Source organism: uncultured Fibrella sp. (assembly GCF_964250085.1).
GTDB lineage: Bacteria > Bacteroidota > Bacteroidia > Cytophagales > Spirosomataceae > Fibrella.
Genome location: NZ_CAXUEC010000006.1, coordinates 19317 through 37755 on the forward strand (window position 1 = coordinate 19317; position 18439 = coordinate 37755).

The 18439-nt window shown below is 54.1% G+C and carries 7 protein-coding genes; 2 read left to right on the forward strand and 5 right to left on the reverse strand.

Going from position 1 to position 18439, the window contains the following annotated elements:
* From ACFE8Q_RS18610 to ACFE8Q_RS18630, 5 genes are all read right to left on the reverse strand, one after another.
* A complete protein-coding gene (locus tag ACFE8Q_RS18610) occupies positions 1–1314 on the reverse strand; it encodes a vanadium-dependent haloperoxidase (protein WP_375446937.1) in 1314 nt (437 codons plus the stop codon).
* A complete protein-coding gene (locus ACFE8Q_RS18615; protein WP_375446938.1) occupies positions 1314–4757 on the reverse strand; it encodes a VCBS repeat-containing protein in 3444 nt (1147 codons plus the stop codon). The genes ACFE8Q_RS18610 and ACFE8Q_RS18615 overlap by 1 nt, the downstream gene beginning before the upstream one ends.
* Positions 4758–4832: 75 nt before the next feature.
* A complete protein-coding gene (locus tag ACFE8Q_RS18620) occupies positions 4833–8165 on the reverse strand; it encodes a VCBS repeat-containing protein (RefSeq protein WP_375446939.1) in 3333 nt (1110 codons plus the stop codon).
* Between the two features lie 157 nt (positions 8166–8322).
* Positions 8323–10059, reverse strand: coding sequence for a RagB/SusD family nutrient uptake outer membrane protein (locus ACFE8Q_RS18625; RefSeq protein ID WP_375446940.1), 1737 nt, complete (start codon positions 10057–10059; stop codon positions 8323–8325).
* A gap of 22 nt (positions 10060–10081) precedes the next feature.
* Positions 10082–13189 (reverse strand): SusC/RagA family TonB-linked outer membrane protein, encoded by a 3108-nt coding sequence (locus ACFE8Q_RS18630; protein ID WP_375446941.1) that lies wholly within the window; start codon positions 13187–13189, stop codon positions 10082–10084.
* A 648-nt stretch (positions 13190–13837) separates the two neighbouring features.
* Here ACFE8Q_RS18630 and ACFE8Q_RS18635 point away from each other — a divergent pair.
* Positions 13838–14005 carry a hypothetical protein gene (locus ACFE8Q_RS18635; RefSeq protein ID WP_375446942.1) on the forward strand — a complete coding sequence of 56 codons (168 nt, stop codon included), beginning with the start codon at positions 13838–13840 and terminating at the stop codon, positions 14003–14005.
* Between the two features lie 333 nt (positions 14006–14338).
* Positions 14339–18424, forward strand: coding sequence for a two-component regulator propeller domain-containing protein (locus tag ACFE8Q_RS18640; RefSeq protein WP_375446943.1), 4086 nt, complete (start codon positions 14339–14341; stop codon positions 18422–18424).
* Positions 18425–18439 lie beyond the last annotated feature (15 nt).

Sequence of the window (18439 nt, forward strand, 5' to 3'; positions counted from 1 at the left end):
CTAATTCTTTCCCTCCATCGTTTTCAGCACCCATTCGCCTACTTTCTGACCCTGAATCTGGCCGTTGGTGATGGCATCCATGAAGTGAATACCACCGTAGAAACGGGATTGGCCAGCCTCCTGCGCGGCTTCGTTGAAGGATTGGTACGAGCGCGATTGCAGACCGAATCGGTTTTCGACGGTATCTGTATACGCGAATTTATCGCCAAAATAATGGGTCAGGATTACCGCCGAAGCCGATGAGATGGTGGAATGTCCGCTTAGGTATTCGGGGAAGGGAGGCGTTTGCAGAAACGGCTTCCAGGCTGGATCGAGGTGGGCGCGAATGGCAGTTTCGGGGCGAATCCGGTTGCTGCGAAACTTCTCGTCCCAGCAGCAAATAAACCCGTCAGTAAGCGCGATGGCTATGGCCGTATGAACCTGCATCGCCCTGACAAAATCGGCCTTCGCGCTCCGGCAGGCAATGCCCGTAATCCCCATCCAGTGCGCTCCCGGCGATATTTTCTTCATGCCGACCAGCAGATGCCCGTTATCTTCCAGCGCAAATGGATTACAGTCCCAGAAGGCGGCAATCTGTTTCTCCTGTTCCGACAGTTGCTCGTCGTGATTCTGCTTCATCAAGGCAAAAAAGGGCGAGTCTTTTGCGGTCGAAAACGGCACAGGCGGCGTGGGCTTGAACTGGCTGGCAGTGTCGAGCGTGAACGGACGGATCGTGTTGAAATACGGCTCGACTGGTGCGAAGAAGCCAGGCGGTGTGGGGTACCAGTTGCCTGCACCGGCCGTTGGCGTGTAGCGCGGAAAGTTGCTGATACGGTTGTACCGGTCGGCTTTGGCATAGGCCAGAATCTGCTTGCTAACCGCCAGCGCATACTGTTTCGACTGCTCGAGGGTTTCTTCGTCAAACCCCAGCGTCCGGCACGAGTCGAGTAGTTTGTCTTCATAGGCTTGCAGCAACGTACCTGAGGGCTGCATTTTCTTTGCCGTTGCCAGCATGGCCAGCGCGGCACTCAACTGATACTGCGCATTGGGTTGATCGGCTGGTTTGTCGATAGCCGGGAACCCGTTCAACACGCCGTTCATTGATCTGGTTGTGCTGTCGTGTTGAGCTACCACTTCGTAACCCGCCAGACAGGCGTAGGCGAAGAATCGGGCGGCCAGTGGCGGGTTCGTCACGTCATGCACCATCACGTCGGTCATGCGGTCGGTTACCTCATCAATGACGCCGATACCCAGTTGCGGCAACGTACCTGACTCACGCTGGCAAGCACTTAGACCAAGAATCAACAGCGCAAAAAAATAGTGTATCCGTCTCATTACTTTGTTGGCTGATAAGCCCGCACAGGCTGTTGATTTATACCGAACAGCACCGTCTGATTCACCGGCAGAATACTGCGCACATCGCCCGTAAGCCGGAACCCGGATGCCGACTGCGGCACCGCCCGGAACCCGCCCCGACCATTACCTTTGAGGAGCAATCCGAAGTTGGCGTCGGACTTTCCGAAGCGCAACCGGGCCTGATTGATATTCCCGGCCATCAGCAGATCGGCATTCCCGTCGTGGTCGTAATCGAGCGTGGTCATAGCGCAGATTGGTGAGAACTGAACTTCCTGCGGTAATGTCATCGTCTGGAATTTCCCATCGGTGCCGCGCTGAAAATAACTGGTTTTCAATTCGTTCGCTTCCAGCCGAGTGGCTCCCTGCAATTCCTCCGGCGTAAAAATCGTTTCCAGCGTCTGATCGGCGTAGCTTTTATAATCGGGGAAACGACCGCGCATCATACTGATCTGATCCAGCAGTTCGTCGCGGAACACGTAAGGATACGTCTTTCCCTGCATGTAGAAACAGAGAATCGGGTCGACCGAGCCGTTGTCGTCGAAGTCTTTGTAAACCAGTTCGGCGGGCTCTTTATCGCTGGCTTTGCATTGCGTATTCAGGCCCATGTTGCCAATGACAAGGTCAGCCTTGCCATCTTTGTTAAAGTCGCCAACGAGCAGTTTGTTCCACCACCCTTTATACGGTTTGGCAAAGAAATCGGTCGTGTGGTCGGTGAGCTTTCCGGCAGTTTTGGTGAATACCGTCACGGGCATCCACTCGCCTACCACCACCAGTTCAGGTTGCTTGTCGCCGCTCAGATCAACCCAGGCGGCATCGGTAACCATACCAATGCGTTGCAGTGCCGGCGCCAGTTCGGCAGTTTTGTCGGTAAATTTTCCGTGGCCGTCGTTGATGAGCAGGTAGCTTGGCGGCGTTTCGGGGTAACGCCCTGGAATGACGCGGCCACCAACGAACAGATCGGGTTTTCCGTCGCCGTTCACGTCGGCCACCCGAACGCAACTTTTGCTGGTGTGCATCGCGGGCAAGGCAGCGGGGCTTTTCGTGAAATTACCCTTGCCATCGTTCAGGTAGAGCCGATCCTGCAAGAGCGCATCGTCGGGCATGAAATTCGCGTAGCCACCGCTCGCCACGTACAGATCAGGAAAACCATCGCCATTGACATCCACGAAAACGGCGTCGGCATCATCGCTGCGGGTATCGTCGGTAAACGCAGCAACGGATTTTGGCTGGAATGCGCCACCCGGCCGACCCAGAAACAACGTACCTGCCTGCCCGTTTCCACCACCCGCATACACGTCGTCCAGCCCGTCGCCATTGACATCGCCTTTTACCAGACAAGGTCCCGAAAACGACAACGGATTCACCAGCAGCGGTTGCCGTTTGAAGTCATTCACCGTTGTAGCCGGATGACGATACACGATGGGCGACTTCACTTCAGTGAACACGGCCGGTGCTGATTCGACAGGTTGATACGTACCTGACGCCTGCGTTTCAGTTAACGTAATCGCCTGATCTCCTTTTACTTGCCTTACCACCTGCTGTTTTCCAGTAGGCCATACAACGCGCAGCGAATCAACGGTACCCACCGCACCCAGGCCGAAATGCAGCAACGGCGATACACTGGACTGGTAACCACGGGCGGGCATCTGCTCAAGGTACTGGCGTTGCCCCCGGCTGTAGAGCGTAACGGTGGCGCCGATGCCCTGCGTGTTTTGCCCGGCCCCGGCCAGCCTGACCGTCAGGTAATGGTTGGTCCCCCGCGTGTTGGCTTCGTTCTGGTAAATGAACGCGGACTGGCTACGGTCGGTCGTCGTTGGCGGACCAATCGTGGTATTATTGACCACCAGGTCGAGGTCACCGTCATTATCCAGATCGGCGTATACGGCCCCATTCCCGTTGGCGGGTTTGGTAATGCCCCACGCCTTGCTAACGTCTGAAAACGAGAGATTTCCCTTGCCACCATTATTTCTGAACAGGTAGCTGACCACGCCCGATGCCGGCATTTTCTGCACCAGTTCAAGCAGGTTTTGCCGACGCACATTTCCCCGGTTGTTTTGCAGGAAATCGCCCATGTATTTCAGGAAATCCATGTTCGTGTAATCCCGCGTGTAGCCGTTGGTCACAAACAGGTCTTTCCAGCCATCGTTGTCGTAATCGGCAAACAGCGGCGACCAGCTCCAGTCTGTGTTCGACAGGCCAACCTGCTGCCCCACCTCGCTGAAAGTAGCCCCCGCGCCGCCAGCTCCATTATTGATATGCAGCATGTTCCGCATATACTGGTGGTTGAAACCGGCGCGCAGATTCAGGTCGAACGCTTCGTAATTGTCGGGGGCGAAAAGCAGCTTTTGCCGGTGATTATCGGCGGGCAGCATATCGAGGGTGAAAATGTCGGGCAAGCCGTCGTTGTTTACGTCCGACACGTTGTTGCCCATCGAAAACTGCGATGTATGCCCCAGGCTGTTGGCCAGTTGGTCGGTGAATCCCGGCTTACCGTTTTTTCCGGTATTGATGTACAGATAGTCAGGAATACTGTAGTCGTTGGAAACGTAAATATCGAGCCAGCCATCGCCGTTTATGTCAGAAACACCCGCGCCAAGGCCATACGACAGCGCCGAGTTCTTCAGGCCCGATTGCTTCGTCACGTCCGTAAAATGGGGTTGTCCATCGGCTCCTTTCTCCTGCGCCAGGAGACGAATGCCAATCTGCGGATCCGGTTTTTTAGCCAGTTCGGCAATACTCACGTCGTCGAGGGTGAGCCGTTTGGGATTATGGTTCAGCAGCAGCAGATCGAGGTCGGTGTCGTGGTCGTAATCGAAGAAAACGGCCTGGGTGCTGTAGGTCGAATCGGCGAGGCCATACTGGCGGGCCTGATCGGTAAACTGCGGAACACCGCTGGCGTTGTTGCCCATGTTGATGAATAGCTGGTTGATCCGTTTAGCGCCCGACAGCTTCCCTGAATAGCAAACGAAGATATCGAGCTTACCATCGGCGTTTACGTCGGCCATTGTCACGCCGGTTTTCCAGGGCCCTTCGCGACCCGCCACGCCCGCCGCCTGGGTTACGTCGTCGAACGCCATTTTGCCCCGGTTCAGATACAGCTTATTGGTGGTCATGTTGGCCGAAAAGTACAGGTCTTCCAGCCCGTCGTTGTTCACGTCGCCCACGGCTACACCACCGCCGTTATAAAAGTATTCATACATCAACACGTTGGTATTCAGTCCCTCCGTCAGCTCATTAGTGAACGTAACGTGCGTTTTTTCGGATGGAAGCAGCGTAAACAACGCGGGACCATCGTCTGCGGCTGCCGCTTCGTCGGCCGTTTTTTGCTGGCAACTCAGGCATAGATACGTACCCAGCAGCCCGATCAGGAGGTAGCCGATCAGCGATGAAGTGGTTGGTATGGTTGTATTCGTTTTCAACATGTAACACGGATTTTAGTCCGTTTTTCGCTGTGCGAACTTTATATAATCAGTTAGAGAGACGGATTAAAATCCGTATTACCTGAACACCTGCACAGGCTGATTATTCCGTGTGATCACAATCAGGTTGCCGGTGGCGGTTTTCAGGCGATGCATGTCGCGGACCTCTCCATTCAGGTGAAAGCCGCTTTTCTGCGGCCAGATGGCCTTGAACGTACCTGAGCCATTTCCAGGTAAAAACAGACCGTGGCCCGCATCATACCGACCAAACGTAGGCGCGGCACCAAAAAAGTTACCGCCAAGGAGCATGTCTTTCTTGCCGTCGGCGTCGAAATCACCGGTCAGGATGGCCATTACGGGCGAAAGCTGCGCTTCAACGGGCAACGGCTTAACCGTAAACGTAACATTTCCCTGATTTTGCAGGAAACAGGTTGCAAACAGCGTGGCTTTCCGAGTCACCGCCCCGTTCAAATCATCAGCGCTTACGATACCGTCGAAATCGCTTTTCGCGTAGTCTGAGTAGGTGACGAATTTCTTTTTCAGGCCAACCAGTTGCGTCGACAGTTCGTCTTTGCCAGCAATGGGATACAGCTTTCCGGCTTTGTAATAGGCCAGAATTTCATCGAGTGTGCCGTTGCCGTCTATGTCTTTGAAATACCCCATCAGCGGCTCTTTCTCGCTCCCTTTCACCTGCGAATTCAGTCCCAGGTTGCCCACGATCAGGTCAACATCACCGTCATTGTCCATGTCGTCGGCCACGACGCTGTTCCACCAGCCGCTCGTATTGGCTAAGCCGCTGGTGCTGGTAATTTCCTGAAATGTTTTGCCCTTGTTGCTAAAAATTCGGACCGGCGACCACTCCCCCACCACAATCAGATCAAGCCGGTTGTCGTGGTCAACGTCGGCCCAGGCGGCGTCGGTTACCAGGCCCAGATCAGGTACGTTAAACGCCTTCTGAAAGGGCACCTCCGCAAAATGGCCCTTGCCGTCGTTTTCAAGCAGGTAACTGGCGGGCGAAATCCCATACTGGCCGGGCACCGAGCGACTCCCCACAAACAGATCGATATCACCGTCTGCGTCGAAATCGGCAGGTTTTACGCACGAGCCATTTGCGTACAGATTTGGCAGGAGCCCAACCGATCTGGTGAACGTGCCCTTGCCGTTGTTGAGGTATAGCCGGTCGAGCAGGTGTTCGGGGCTGGTCACGGGTTCGTTGCCGCCACTCACCACATACAGGTCCAGATCACGATCACCATCGGCGTCGAAAAAGGCGGCCCCCACATCGTCGGTTTCACGGTCGGTTTGCCAAACGGCCTGATTAGTAGGTGTAAACTGGCCGTTCGGTTTCTGCACAAACAACGTACCCGGCTGGCCTTTGGCACCGCCCACAAAAAAATCGTCGAGGCCATCGCCATTCACGTCGCCAACGGCCATGTCGGGCCCTTCGGTCGAAAGCAGATGCGGCATCAGTGGCTCCTGGTAGAAATCGACATATGCGTTTTCACGATGCTGGTAATCAAGACGTACCTGAGCCGACACGTCGGTAAAGATCGGCTTGCCAGCGCGGGCTTTACCGTATACGAACGTCTGTGTAGCGTCGGTCTGCTTTACCGTCAGGCGCTGGTTCGGTTTTATGGTTCGTAGCACCTGCACATGGGCGTCGGGCCAGATCACGGTAACCGAGTCGATAAGGACCGTTTTGCCCAGGCCAAACGTCAACACCGGCTCAACGGCCGACTCGAACCCGCGCGTCGGCATTTGCTCCTGATAGTACATTTTACCGCCCGCCTGCACAGTCACTTTCGCCCCGATACCCGCCGTGTTCCGGCCCGATCCCTCCAGTTTGAGGCTCAGGTACGTATTGGCAGGCTGTTGTTGACGGGCGTTGTTCTGATAAATAAAGGCGGGCTTGTTTATGTTGTTGACGACCAGATCCAGGTCACCGTCATTGTCCAGATCGGCGTAAGCCGCCCCGTTCGAAAAACCTTTCTGATCCAGGCCCCAGGCTTTGGCTTTGTTGTCGAAGGTGAGGTCACCACCGTTTTGATACGCGAAGTTCGGCACCTCCACCACCGGCATTTTCTCGATCAGTGATTGCCGTTGGCCAGCCAGTCCGTTGCGTAACGACGCCTGCACGGTTGGGCTGGCGATGTATTTAAAGAAGTCGAGGTCGATTGGTCGGCGGGCGATGCCGTTGGTGATGTACAGGTCTTTCAGTCCGTCGTTATCAAGGTCGCTGAATAGGGCGCTCCAGCTCCAGTCGGTGGCGTACACGCCCGCCAGTTGCGCTATTTCGCTGAACTCAGGTACGTTGCCACTACCGTTTCCCATGTTCAGTTGGAGGGCATTGCGCGGGTACTGGTAGTGAAAACCAGCTTTCGTTTTCAGTTGGACCAGGTCATACGAATCGGCCCCGGCCGAGGTTTTCACGTATTCCTCATTCTCGGGTTGCATGTCGAGCGTGATCAGGTCGAGGGCTGCGTCGTTGTTGAAATCGGCCAGGTCACTGCCCATCGAGAAGTTGCTGGTATGCCCCATCGACTGCGCTATACCTTCGCGAAAACCGCGCCCGTCGCCTCTGTTGTAGTAGAGGTAATCGTTCTCGTGAAAATCGTTGGAGACGTATATATCCGGCCACCCATCCTGGTTAACGTCGCCCACAGCAATGCCAAGCCCATAACCCAGCTTACTGCCTCTGATTCCCATTTCGGCACTTACATCGACAAAATGGTTAGTGTCATTCCTGAATAGTTTATCACCCGCTTCAGGGTCACGAATGGCGCGCATCGTGGTGTCGCCCAATGCACCTACTGCCCGCAATGAGTGATTGAGCAAATACATATCGAGGTCGCCATCGCGGTCATAATCGAAAAAAGACGCCTGCGTGGAGTATCCTTTATGAGCCAGGCCATAGGTAGCCGCCTGCTCGGTAAACGTGGGTACGCCCGGTTTGCCGTTGTTGATAAACAACTGGTTCGCCCCCGCCTGACTCCGCAGGTTGACCTGGCAAACGTACAGGTCCAGCCAGCCATCGCCGTTTACATCGGCCATCGTTACGCCGGTATTCCAGCCTTTCTGACCGGCCACGCCCGCTTTGTCGGTAATGTCGTCAAACGCCAGCTTGCCATTTTTCGACTTGTTCAGGTACAGCTTATTGGGCAACTGGTTGGCCGTAAAATACAGATCGGAGAGCCCGTCGTTGTTTACATCGCCCACCGCCACACCGCCACCGTTGTAGAAGTAGATGTAATTCAGGATGTTCAGATCATCGGTTTCGGTCAGCGTATTGGCAAACGCCACACCCGATTCAGTCGGCGACAGCAGCGTAAACAGCGTTGGCTCAGCCGTTTCCTGACGGCTACACGAACCCAGCCACGCGACAATCAGAACAAGACAAAGAATTCGTTTCATACCAGTTACTAAAGGTACAATCGCCGCCGCAATTTGCCGAAGCAGGTACGTTGCTTTTGCGCGATAGCAACTCAACCACCCCGCATTTAACGCGTTGTGCCAGAATCAGCCTCTGACCCTGGCACAACGCAATCAATAATCACTTAACAAGCTCAACTCAATAGCCTGGATTCTGGCCATTTACCCATCCATCAGGACCACCGTTTTGCTTTCTGATAACCGGGTTCTGATCCAATACACTTTGGGGAATTGGGAACACATACATCCGGTCGAGGAAGGTCTTGCTCACGATCTTGGTTGGCGTATAGGTCCAGACGCCGTTTTTCCGTTCGATCACCATACCCGACGCCTGTTTATTCAGCACGCCGTTGGTTCCGTTGGCAATTTTCCAGCGAAGTACATCCCACCAGCGTTTGTCTTCAAAAGCCAGTTCAATCCGGCGTTCGCGGCGAATGATCTCGCGCATCTTGTCTTTCGTTACCGTGCCGTACGTCGCCGTGATGGTGGGCAGGCTACTCCGCGACCGAACGGCATCAACCGCAGCCAGTACCGACGCATCGGGCCCAACGGCTTCGTTTTGCGCTTCGGCGTACATCAGCAGTACATCGGCATACCGGAAGTAGATGTAGCTGTTGCCACCGGGGCTTTGCGCCAGGCTGGTTTGGCCCGAAATACGCTCATCCAGCGTTTTACGACCATAATAACCCGTGTTACTCACATCACTGGCCGAACCAAGGTCAATCTCGTTGAGCGCATTGATTCCCCGACGCATCCGCATGGTGTCGCCCTGCCAAACCGATCCGTCATAGATAATACTCTGGTAGAACCGTTTCTCCCGCTTCTTGTACGGGTCCTGCGCGTTATAGCCTGATCCTGTTTCAGTGATCGCTTTCCCGTTATCCATCGCGTAGTCGTCAACCAGTTCCTGCGTGGGTGCCAGGTTGCCCCACGACTGCTGAATGCCATTTACGTAGGCGGGACCTTCACGGCCTTCGCGCTGATGCCCTTTCACGATCGACTTGTACTGCCGGTCAAAAATCACCTCGGCGTTATTTTTATTCTCTACGTAGAACAGTTTCTCGTAATCGGGAAAGAGGCTATACGTACCTAGCGACATCACCTCTTTGGCCGAGGCAGCGGCTTTCACCCACCGCTCAACGGCACCGCTGGTGTTGCGCAGCGGGCTGGCGTGGTACAGGTCGATCCAGGCGCGGAGCGTAAGGGCGGCGCCTTTTGTTGGGCGACCCAGATCGTTGCCAGACACCTTCAAAGGCAGGTCACCCGCAATCGCCGTCAGTTCATCCGCAATGAACTTATACGTATCGGCGGCGGTAGCGCGGGGGCGGTTGATCGAATCACCCTGCGAGATGTTATCCAGCGGCACGGTAATCAGTGGAACGCCGCCATACGCCTGCCATAGGTAGTGATAGAAAAACGCCCGCAGGAAACGCGCTTCCGCAACCCGGCTTTTCTTATAATCAGCCGGCAACGTCGACTCGTTTACCTTTTTGATGAAGAGGTTCGCTTTCCGAATGCGTGAGTAGGACGTTCCCCAACCCCAGCTTCCGCCGTTATCGCCCGGTCCCGCAGGTACGTCGTTGGGGCTCAGCGAGCCATTGTAAATCGACACGCGGCCCCACATCCACTCGGCACCCACGTAGGAGTTGTCGGCGGCCTGATCGAGGTTCAGCGTCTCGTTGTTGACGTCGGGCAACTGGTTGTAGACATCGTTCAGAAACAGGTCGGCATTCGTAACGCTCGAAAAGAGCGACGCATCCGAAATCTGGTCGCGCGGTTCAATTTCCAGACTGGGTTTACACTGCGTCAGTATGGTGGTCAGTAACGTACCCACCAGGGCAATGCCACCGATTTTTTTCAATGTATGTTGTAGCATAATTGCTGTTGATTAAAGGCGATTAGAACGTTAAGTTGGTTCCGAACGTGATAACCCGCTGCTGGAAATAATACTGCGCGTTACCTGTACTTGCCTCAGGGTCAATAATTTCCTTCATGTTGGGCGTAATCGTAAACATGTTCTGCCCCGATATGTAGAAGCGAGCCGACGTAAGCTTGGCACGGCTGATCAGACTGGCAGGCAGGCGATAACCCAACTCGATCTGCTTCAACCGGATGTACGAGTTATTACGTACCCACCAGTCCGACCCCTGGGTGTTGTTGGTCGTTGGTGCGCCCGTCAGCCGTGGATACAGCGCGTTGGGGTTCGTTGGCGTCCAGTGATCGGTAAACTCCAGCTTGGTAGCCGATGCCGACGCATCGAACGGATACACAATGCTGCCAAACAGGCCCAGTCCTGAGCGGGCGGCTCCCGAGAACAACAAGTCGAGATCGAAGCCTTTGTACGAAATCTTCGGAATCAGGCCGTATACGATCTGTGGTGTATTAGAAAAGCCCGTTACAGTCTGGTCGTTGGCGTCGATCTTGCCATCGGGAGCAGTTGGTATTCCATCTGCACCAGGCGCGCCGGCCAGATCAGCGTAGCGCAAATCACCCGGACGAACCGCACCCCAGGGCTGCGTTGGAATACCGGCTTTGAGCGAACCATCGGCGTTGAAATCATCAGCCGTGAAATACCCCAGCGCATGGTAACCGAACGGCGTATTCAATGGACGACCCGTTTGGGCGCGGTTTGGGTTGAGCCGGGTGGCGTTGGTCTCAAACGTTTCGATCAGCTTGTTCTTCGAGTACAGGAAGTTGACGTTCATGCTGATACGCAGGTCACGGCCAATCCGGTGGTTGGTACCCATCGTCAGGTCGATACCCTGATTCTGCATGACACCAGCATTCACCTGCGATAGTCCCACGCCATATTCAGCAGGAACAGATACAAATGGTACTACCAGCATGTTTGACCGGCGTTCGGTGAAGTAATCCACCTCAAATGTCAGCTTGCCTTTGTAGAGCGAACCTTCCAGACCGATGTTGAATTTCTTGGCGCGCTCCCAGGTAATGTTCGGGTTGGCCTGCGCCCGTTCGGATACGCCCTGTGTAGGATCGCCAAACACGGCTGAACCACCATACAGGCTATACGAACTCAGGTACTGGAAAGCCGCCAGTTGGGGTGGATTTCCAGGGAAGTAAGGCAACGCGCCCGACTCACCGTATGACCCCCGAATCTTGAGGGCATCAACCCAGGTGACGTTGTTTTTCATGAAGCTCTCTTCCGAGATGCGCCAGCCCGCCGAAAACGAGGGGAAGAAACCGTACCGCTGACCGGGCGCAAACACGTAGTGGCCGTCATACCGACCCGCCACTTCAAACAGGTATTTCTCGTCGAAGTTGTAGCCGATCCGATACACGTACCCAATCTGCTGCTGTTCCGACGACGAACCGTAGTTGCTGATATCCAGCGGCGTAGAGCTACCAACGCTTAATTCAGGAATTGTCGTGTTGAAATTCAGGCGGCTGGCTCCGAACTGGTTGTACTTCTGGTTCCGGTATTCGAACACGCCCAGTGCCGTTACATTGTGTTTACCGAACGAGTTGGCGTAGTTGATCAGGCCCTGATAGGTAAACGCCTTGTTCTGCGAGTATCCCTGGCTCAGGCTCGGCTTCGACGCGCCCTGAACACCAAGTACATAATTGTAGGGCTGCTTCGACAGGTCGACCGTGTATACTGGTACGGGTGTTGAATAGGCTTTTCCCGTACGGGTGTCGGGGTCGTAGCTCACAACGCCTTTAAGGCTCAATCCTTTTATAAAGGGCAGTTGCTGCTCAATGGTGAAGGTGGTATACAGTTGGTTGCGCTCGTTGAGCGTTTCACCGCTATAGAATGCCTGGCCAACCAAAGACCGGCCAATGTACTGTCCCCACAAACCATTTGAGTAGTACACCGGCGATACGGGCGGTGTACGGAAGGCCTGGTAAAATAAATCCCCCGCCGACCGGCCCGGATACACGTTATCTTCGATGAACCCATTGATGTTCAGGCTCACCTTGGTTGTTGGCGTGGCATCGGCGTCGATTTTAGCAATCAGGTTATACTTTTTGGTGTACACCGACCGGTACATACCCTGCTGGTTGGTATAGGCCATGCCCATGTAATAGCGAATCTTGTCTGAACCACCCGACAGTTCCAGATTGTGGTACGTTAGCACCGTGTTTGGGTCGATCAGGTCGGTCAGCGGGCTGCTGTTCGGGTAGCGGTCCGGGTCAGCGCCTGCTTCGCCGGTTACCGTTTTCCGGTAGCCTTCTACCTGGTCGGCGGTGTACGCCGCCGGGCGACCATCGTTTACAGCCGCTTCATTCTGCATCAGCGCAAACTCATACGAATTCACCTGGGGCGTCACCCGCGTTGGATTCTGAATACCTACCCAGCCATTATACGATAATGTTGGCGTGCCCGCTTTACCGCGTTTGGTGGTTACCAGCACTACGCCATTGGCACCAGCCAACCCATAGGGGGCTACTGCCGCCGCATCTTTCAACACCGTAAACGTTTCGATCGAACTGGGGTCCAGCCGGGAGAAATCCCGGTAGATACCATCTACGATCAACAGCGGCTGGCTGTTACCCGTTGTTGAAATACCGCGAATGTTGATGTTGGCACCATCCTGACCGGGTTCACCACTACCCTGCCGCGAGATTACACCCGCCACACGGCCACCCAGACTGTTGGTGAGGTTAACCACCGGTTTCATGGCTACATCGGCTGCTTTCAGGGTCGATACCGCCGCTGTCGAGGAGGTTTTGCGCTGTTCGCCGTAACCAACTACCACAATTTCGTCGAGCGATTTGTTATCGGTCAACAATTTCACATCTACCGATGAACTGCTTCTGCCAGCCAGCGGAACTTCCTGGGCAACGTACCCAATGAACGAGAAAACCAACGTCACGTTGTTGTTGGGTACAGTTAATGAATACCTGCCATCTGAACCGGTTACCGTACCGGTCGATGTACCCTTCACGACGACACTGACGCCGGGCAGTTCTTCGTCGGCATCACCCGTTATCCGACCTGTGATTTTGGTCTGAGCCACGGCACAAACTGCCAGGAACTGTAGCATAAAAAAAAGCAACCAGGCTCGCTGCAAACCAAGCTTGACTTTGGGTAAGGAAGCACGCTTCGTATGAAGCAATTCCCTTTCGGTACATCCTGTCATCATATAATCATTGTGTTTTAGATTCGTTTTTCACGCGCAAGCAACTTTATTTATTAATACAAAAACTTATTTTAATACAATCGAAAATTATATGTATTCCATTCGCCCTATTGTTTTACCTGACTTGTCGAGCAACTAAACTGATTTTCAGATACCTAATGCAGTTGATCGCCGAACCAGACAACCGTAGCTTAGTGTCATTGGGCCATATAAACTGGTATTCGCGATTGTCAGCTCATGTCATACATTGTAGTTCACTTACCAGGTACAGCTACCGCTCTACTAACGTTGGCTCTATCGGCCCGTTAAGTAGTTACCCTTATTCTCAATTGATACAGTTCACTGGTTCGACGCAGACAAACGCCACTGCCTTACTTATCGGTCTTCGGATGATTACGTTTGATATTTAAATAATACAAACGTAGAGCTATTGCGGCTATTTGAGGTATCTGGTTTTCGTCAAAAAGGGGGTATTATTTCGTCATCAAGTGGTCGGAGGTGGGCATTAGAGCGGTTTTAGAGGGTTAGCTACATTTCATGACCAATTAGCTAGTGATACCCCAACTGCATAAATCCGGGGACAGCTATGGTCGGTTATGTCCGTATAAATCCCGAAAAATCACCACATTCCGGTCAGGTACGTTGCCGATAGAGCTGCCGGGTACAGACCAGAAGCTGGTTGCCAGGTACGTTCCGGCCTATGACGAGCAGCTTCTGTAGATTGGATAGCCTGTATTTTAGCGGACCATCAACTCGATAAATGCTCAATTCCTGATCACGTACGCCATGGTCTGAAAGCTATATTCAATTACGGAACATGGTGGTCAATATTGCACAATAAGGTCATGAATCTGCACTAAGAATTGATGCACTGCTGCATTTTCGCCAAAAAATGGGGTAACTTAGTGACACAACATGAAGCGACTCTGTACATTTATTTTATGCTTTTCAGGGTTTTTCCCGTGGGCAGCTATAGGTCAGGCACAGCATGAGCCTGGACAGCTTAGGTTTGAACATATTACCGTCAACGAAGGGTTAGCCCATAGCGATGGCATGTGTGTGGAACAGGACAAATCCGGCTTTATCTGGATTGGCACCAACGACGGCATTAACCGGTACGACGGCTACGAACTAAAGAAATACCTGCTGCCTATCAACAGTCGCAACGGCCTGTTCAGTAACCGGATTCAGGACATGTACGTCGACCGGCAGGAACGCCTCTGGGTGGGTACAGAAAGTGCTGGTCTGAGCCTGTTCGATGCCGATCATGACCGCTTTGTCAATGTCAGCCAGCAGGTCAGGCCGTCGGCCAACAAAGCACTGGTAGAGCGGTTACAGATGTCGGATGTATTGTCTATCACGTCGGATAAGCTGGGGCGAATCTGGGTCGGCACCAGTCGGCGGGGCGTGTTCATACTCACGCTTGATGCCGACAGCCAACTGACGCACATTGAGCAGTTGGTTCTGTCGGGTCATACCGGTCCCGACTATTATATATCCGACGTCGTTGTTGACCAGGGCGGTACTGTCTGGATAGGCACCTACGGCGTTGGTCTGTGGTTTGTTGATCCAGCCAGCTTAGCGGCCCAACCGCTTGTTGCGCAGGAAGCGCCACTGGCCAACCGGGCCGTAAGTGCCCTTCACGTAGACCGCCGGAACGATTTGTGGATCGGTGCCGAGAACCAGATTTTCTGGGTTAATCCGGCCAGGCGACGTACCCGACAGCCGTTTAACACATACTCGCTCGGGCACCCCATTCAAGGGCTCGAATGCATTCACCTCGATTCGTTCGGGCGTTTGTGGGTAGGCACCAACTTTGGGCTTCATCGGTGGGAGCCTCAGCAGGCTGGTCAACCGGCCTCGCCCATGCCCGTTCTTACGGGTAAGCCAACTACGTATCTTCCCCTCGACGATGTACCGTTCGGCATTAACTCGGGGCGTATTCACCAGTTCTTCGAAGACAAAAATCAGATTCTCTGGCTGGCTGTTTCGGCGGGCGGCATCAACAAGGTCGACCTCCGCTACAAGCCTTTTGCCAACCTTCAGCGACAGTATGCCCAACACCCGACACTGACCAACAATTTTGCCAACGCCATTTATAAAGACGAAGCAAAAAACTGGCTCTGGATTGGTACCCGAAACGGATTTTCGCGCTATGACCTGACCACCAAAACCTATCGTAATTATGAAAACCGCCAGTTGCAGGGCGATGCAACCGGTGTCGACGTTTCGGCTTTCTGCCGGGCCTCCGATGGCACCCTGTGGGTTGGCACCCGCTATGAGGGGCTGATCTTGCTGAACGGAGAAAAACGGACCAATATAAAGCAGCTTTCCAGCCAGTTGTGGTTGAGTTCGACCATGCTGGAAAGTATCGTGGAAGATCGATTCGGCACCATCTGGGTTGCCTCGCTCGACCTGGGGCTACTCCGGTTCAACAAAGAGGGCAAGCTGCTTCAGCGCTTCCACACGGGTAACAGTCCGGTGCCCACCAACCAGTTTTCGTTCCTCTACTACGATAAAACCACCGATCTGCTGTGGACCAGCACCCGAAACGCGGGCGTACTGAAGTTTCGGGCAACGGCCAACTCGCTTACGTTGCTCAGGCAGTTCAGCTACGACGCCGGGGATACCACCAGCCTGAGCAACAACTACGCCTGGCCCCTGCTGAAAGATCGCCGCGGTGCAATCTGGGTTGGTACCATCGGTGGCGGACTCAACCAGATCGTTACCAATACCAGGGGGCAGGAGGTGATCCGGCGTTTCGACAAGCGGCTTCCTATCACCAACGTCGAAACAATTCTGGAAGATGAGCAGGGGCAACTCTGGATGGGGGGAGCCGGTTTAACCCGCTTCAACCCGGTTACTGGGCAATGGATACAGTATCTGGTAGCCGATGGGCTGCAAAGCAATTCGTTCAAGGTTGGCTCGGCCTATAAATCCACCGACGGGACACTCTATTTCGGGGGCATTAAAGGCATTACGTATTTCCATCCCCGCGACATTCAACCTAACCCCTACGCGCCACTGGTCCGCCTGACGGGGTTGCGCATTTTCAACAAACCTGTTCTGGTGGATGAACCCGTTAATGGGCATGTGGTGCTCACCAAACGAATCGACCAGACGGAAAACCTGTCGCTGAGCGCGTCGGAAAACGATTTTTCCATTGATTTTGTCGGGTTGAACTACGCTAATCCCCAGAAACACAACTACGCATACCGGCTCATTGGCTACAATAATGCCTGGATCACGCCGCCGCCGGGCCAACGGTCGGCCAGTTTTGCCAACCTGCCCGCCGGCCAGTACACGTTTGTGGTGAAGGCCAGTAACGGCGAAGGCACGTGGTCGACAAAACCGGCCATGCTGAACATCACTATTCTGCCGCCCTGGTACCGTACCTGGTGGGCGTATCTGCTCGGTATCGGTCTGGTCGCGGGTGCCTTACTACTCTATCGGCGGATCGAAATGGCCCAGCAAGCGCTGAAAAGTACCCTGGCGCTGGAGAAGTTCCAGGCCGAAAAAGAGAAAGAAGTGACCGATCTGAAACTGCGCTTTTTCACCAACGTCTCGCACGAGCTACGTACTCCACTGACCCTGATTCTGGGGCCGATGGAAGAGCTGGCCGCGACCAAACAGGTGGTCAACGGGGTCAAGGAGAAGATCATGCTCATGCATCAGCAGACCCGCAAGCTGCTGGAACTGGTCAATCAGCTTATGGAATTCCGTAAGGTCGAGTCGGGCCATGTATCACTTCGGGCCAGTCAGGGCAATATTATCCGTTTCCTGACGGAGATCTTCCTGATCTTCCGACTGAAGGCCGAAGAGTTGCAGATGGATTACGAACTGGAAGCTCCCGACATGGCCATTCCAATGTACTACGATCGTAGCAAGCTGGAAATCATCATGACCAACCTGCTGTCAAACGCCTTGAAATACACACCCAATAAAGGCAAAATCAGGGTAATCATCTCGGTGGTTGGTTCGCCACAACAGGCGGCTGTTTTCCGGGCTAACCAGCTACAGGACAACTATCTCCAGATTACCGTACGTGACTGGGGAATTGGCATGAAAGCCGACGAACTTGGGCAGATTTTCAACCCCTATTTTCAGGCATCGCATACCGAAACGCTGCGGATCATGGGCACGGGAATTGGCCTGTCGCTGGTAAAACAGTTTGCCGAAGCTCATTCGGGCGAGATTACGGTGCAAAGCAAACCCCAGGCCGGTACAACGTTCACGTTACGACTGCCATTCGGTCACGACCACCTGGCCCCCACCGACCGGGTCGACGAAGCACCACCCTCGGAACAATTACCACAAACCACGCCCGAACTTGTTGGAACAGAGTCAGGTACGTTCCTCTCCAATCCGGGGTCGGCCCGTCTGTTGGTGGTTGAAGACAACGATGAGCTTCGGCAGTATTTACAACAGCTTTTATCGCCCGTCTTCGAGGTTTTTGTGGCAAGCGACGGTGTTGAAGGCTGGGAGAAAACATTGGAATTGCTGCCCAATCTGGTCGTCAGCGATGTGATGATGCCCCGAAGCGACGGACTGGAACTGTGTCGGAAAATCAAGCAACATCCGAAAACGATGCACATTCCGGTGGTGCTGCTAACGGCGCGGGTCGCGATCATTCACGAACTGGAAGGGCTGGAAACGGGAGCCGACGAGTACCTGGCGAAACCGTTTAACCCCCGGATTCTGTACGCCAAGGTAGCCATGATCCTCCAGAACCGACACCAGTTGAAAGAGTATTACCAACGCCAGATCCTGCTGGAACCGACCGACGTGGCCATTCCCGATCAGGAGAAACAGTTGCTCGAAAAAGCAATGGCCATTGTAGAAGCCAACCTGGAAGACCCGGAGTTTAACGTACCTACGCTGGTTCGGGAAATGGGCATGAGCCAGTCTTCGTTCTACCGGCAGATCAAGGCCATCACCGGTCAATCGGTTGTGGAGTTCATCCGCGATATCCGCATGAAACGGGCCGCTCAGTTGCTGGCTTCAGGTACGTTGCGCGTGTCGGAAGTGGCGGCGCTGGTGGGGATGGAAGATATTAAACGCTTCCGAAAAACATTCCAGAGCGTATACAACCTATCACCGTCCGATTTCGCCAAACAGCATCAGGAGCAACTGGCGTAGGTACGTTGGGTTTGT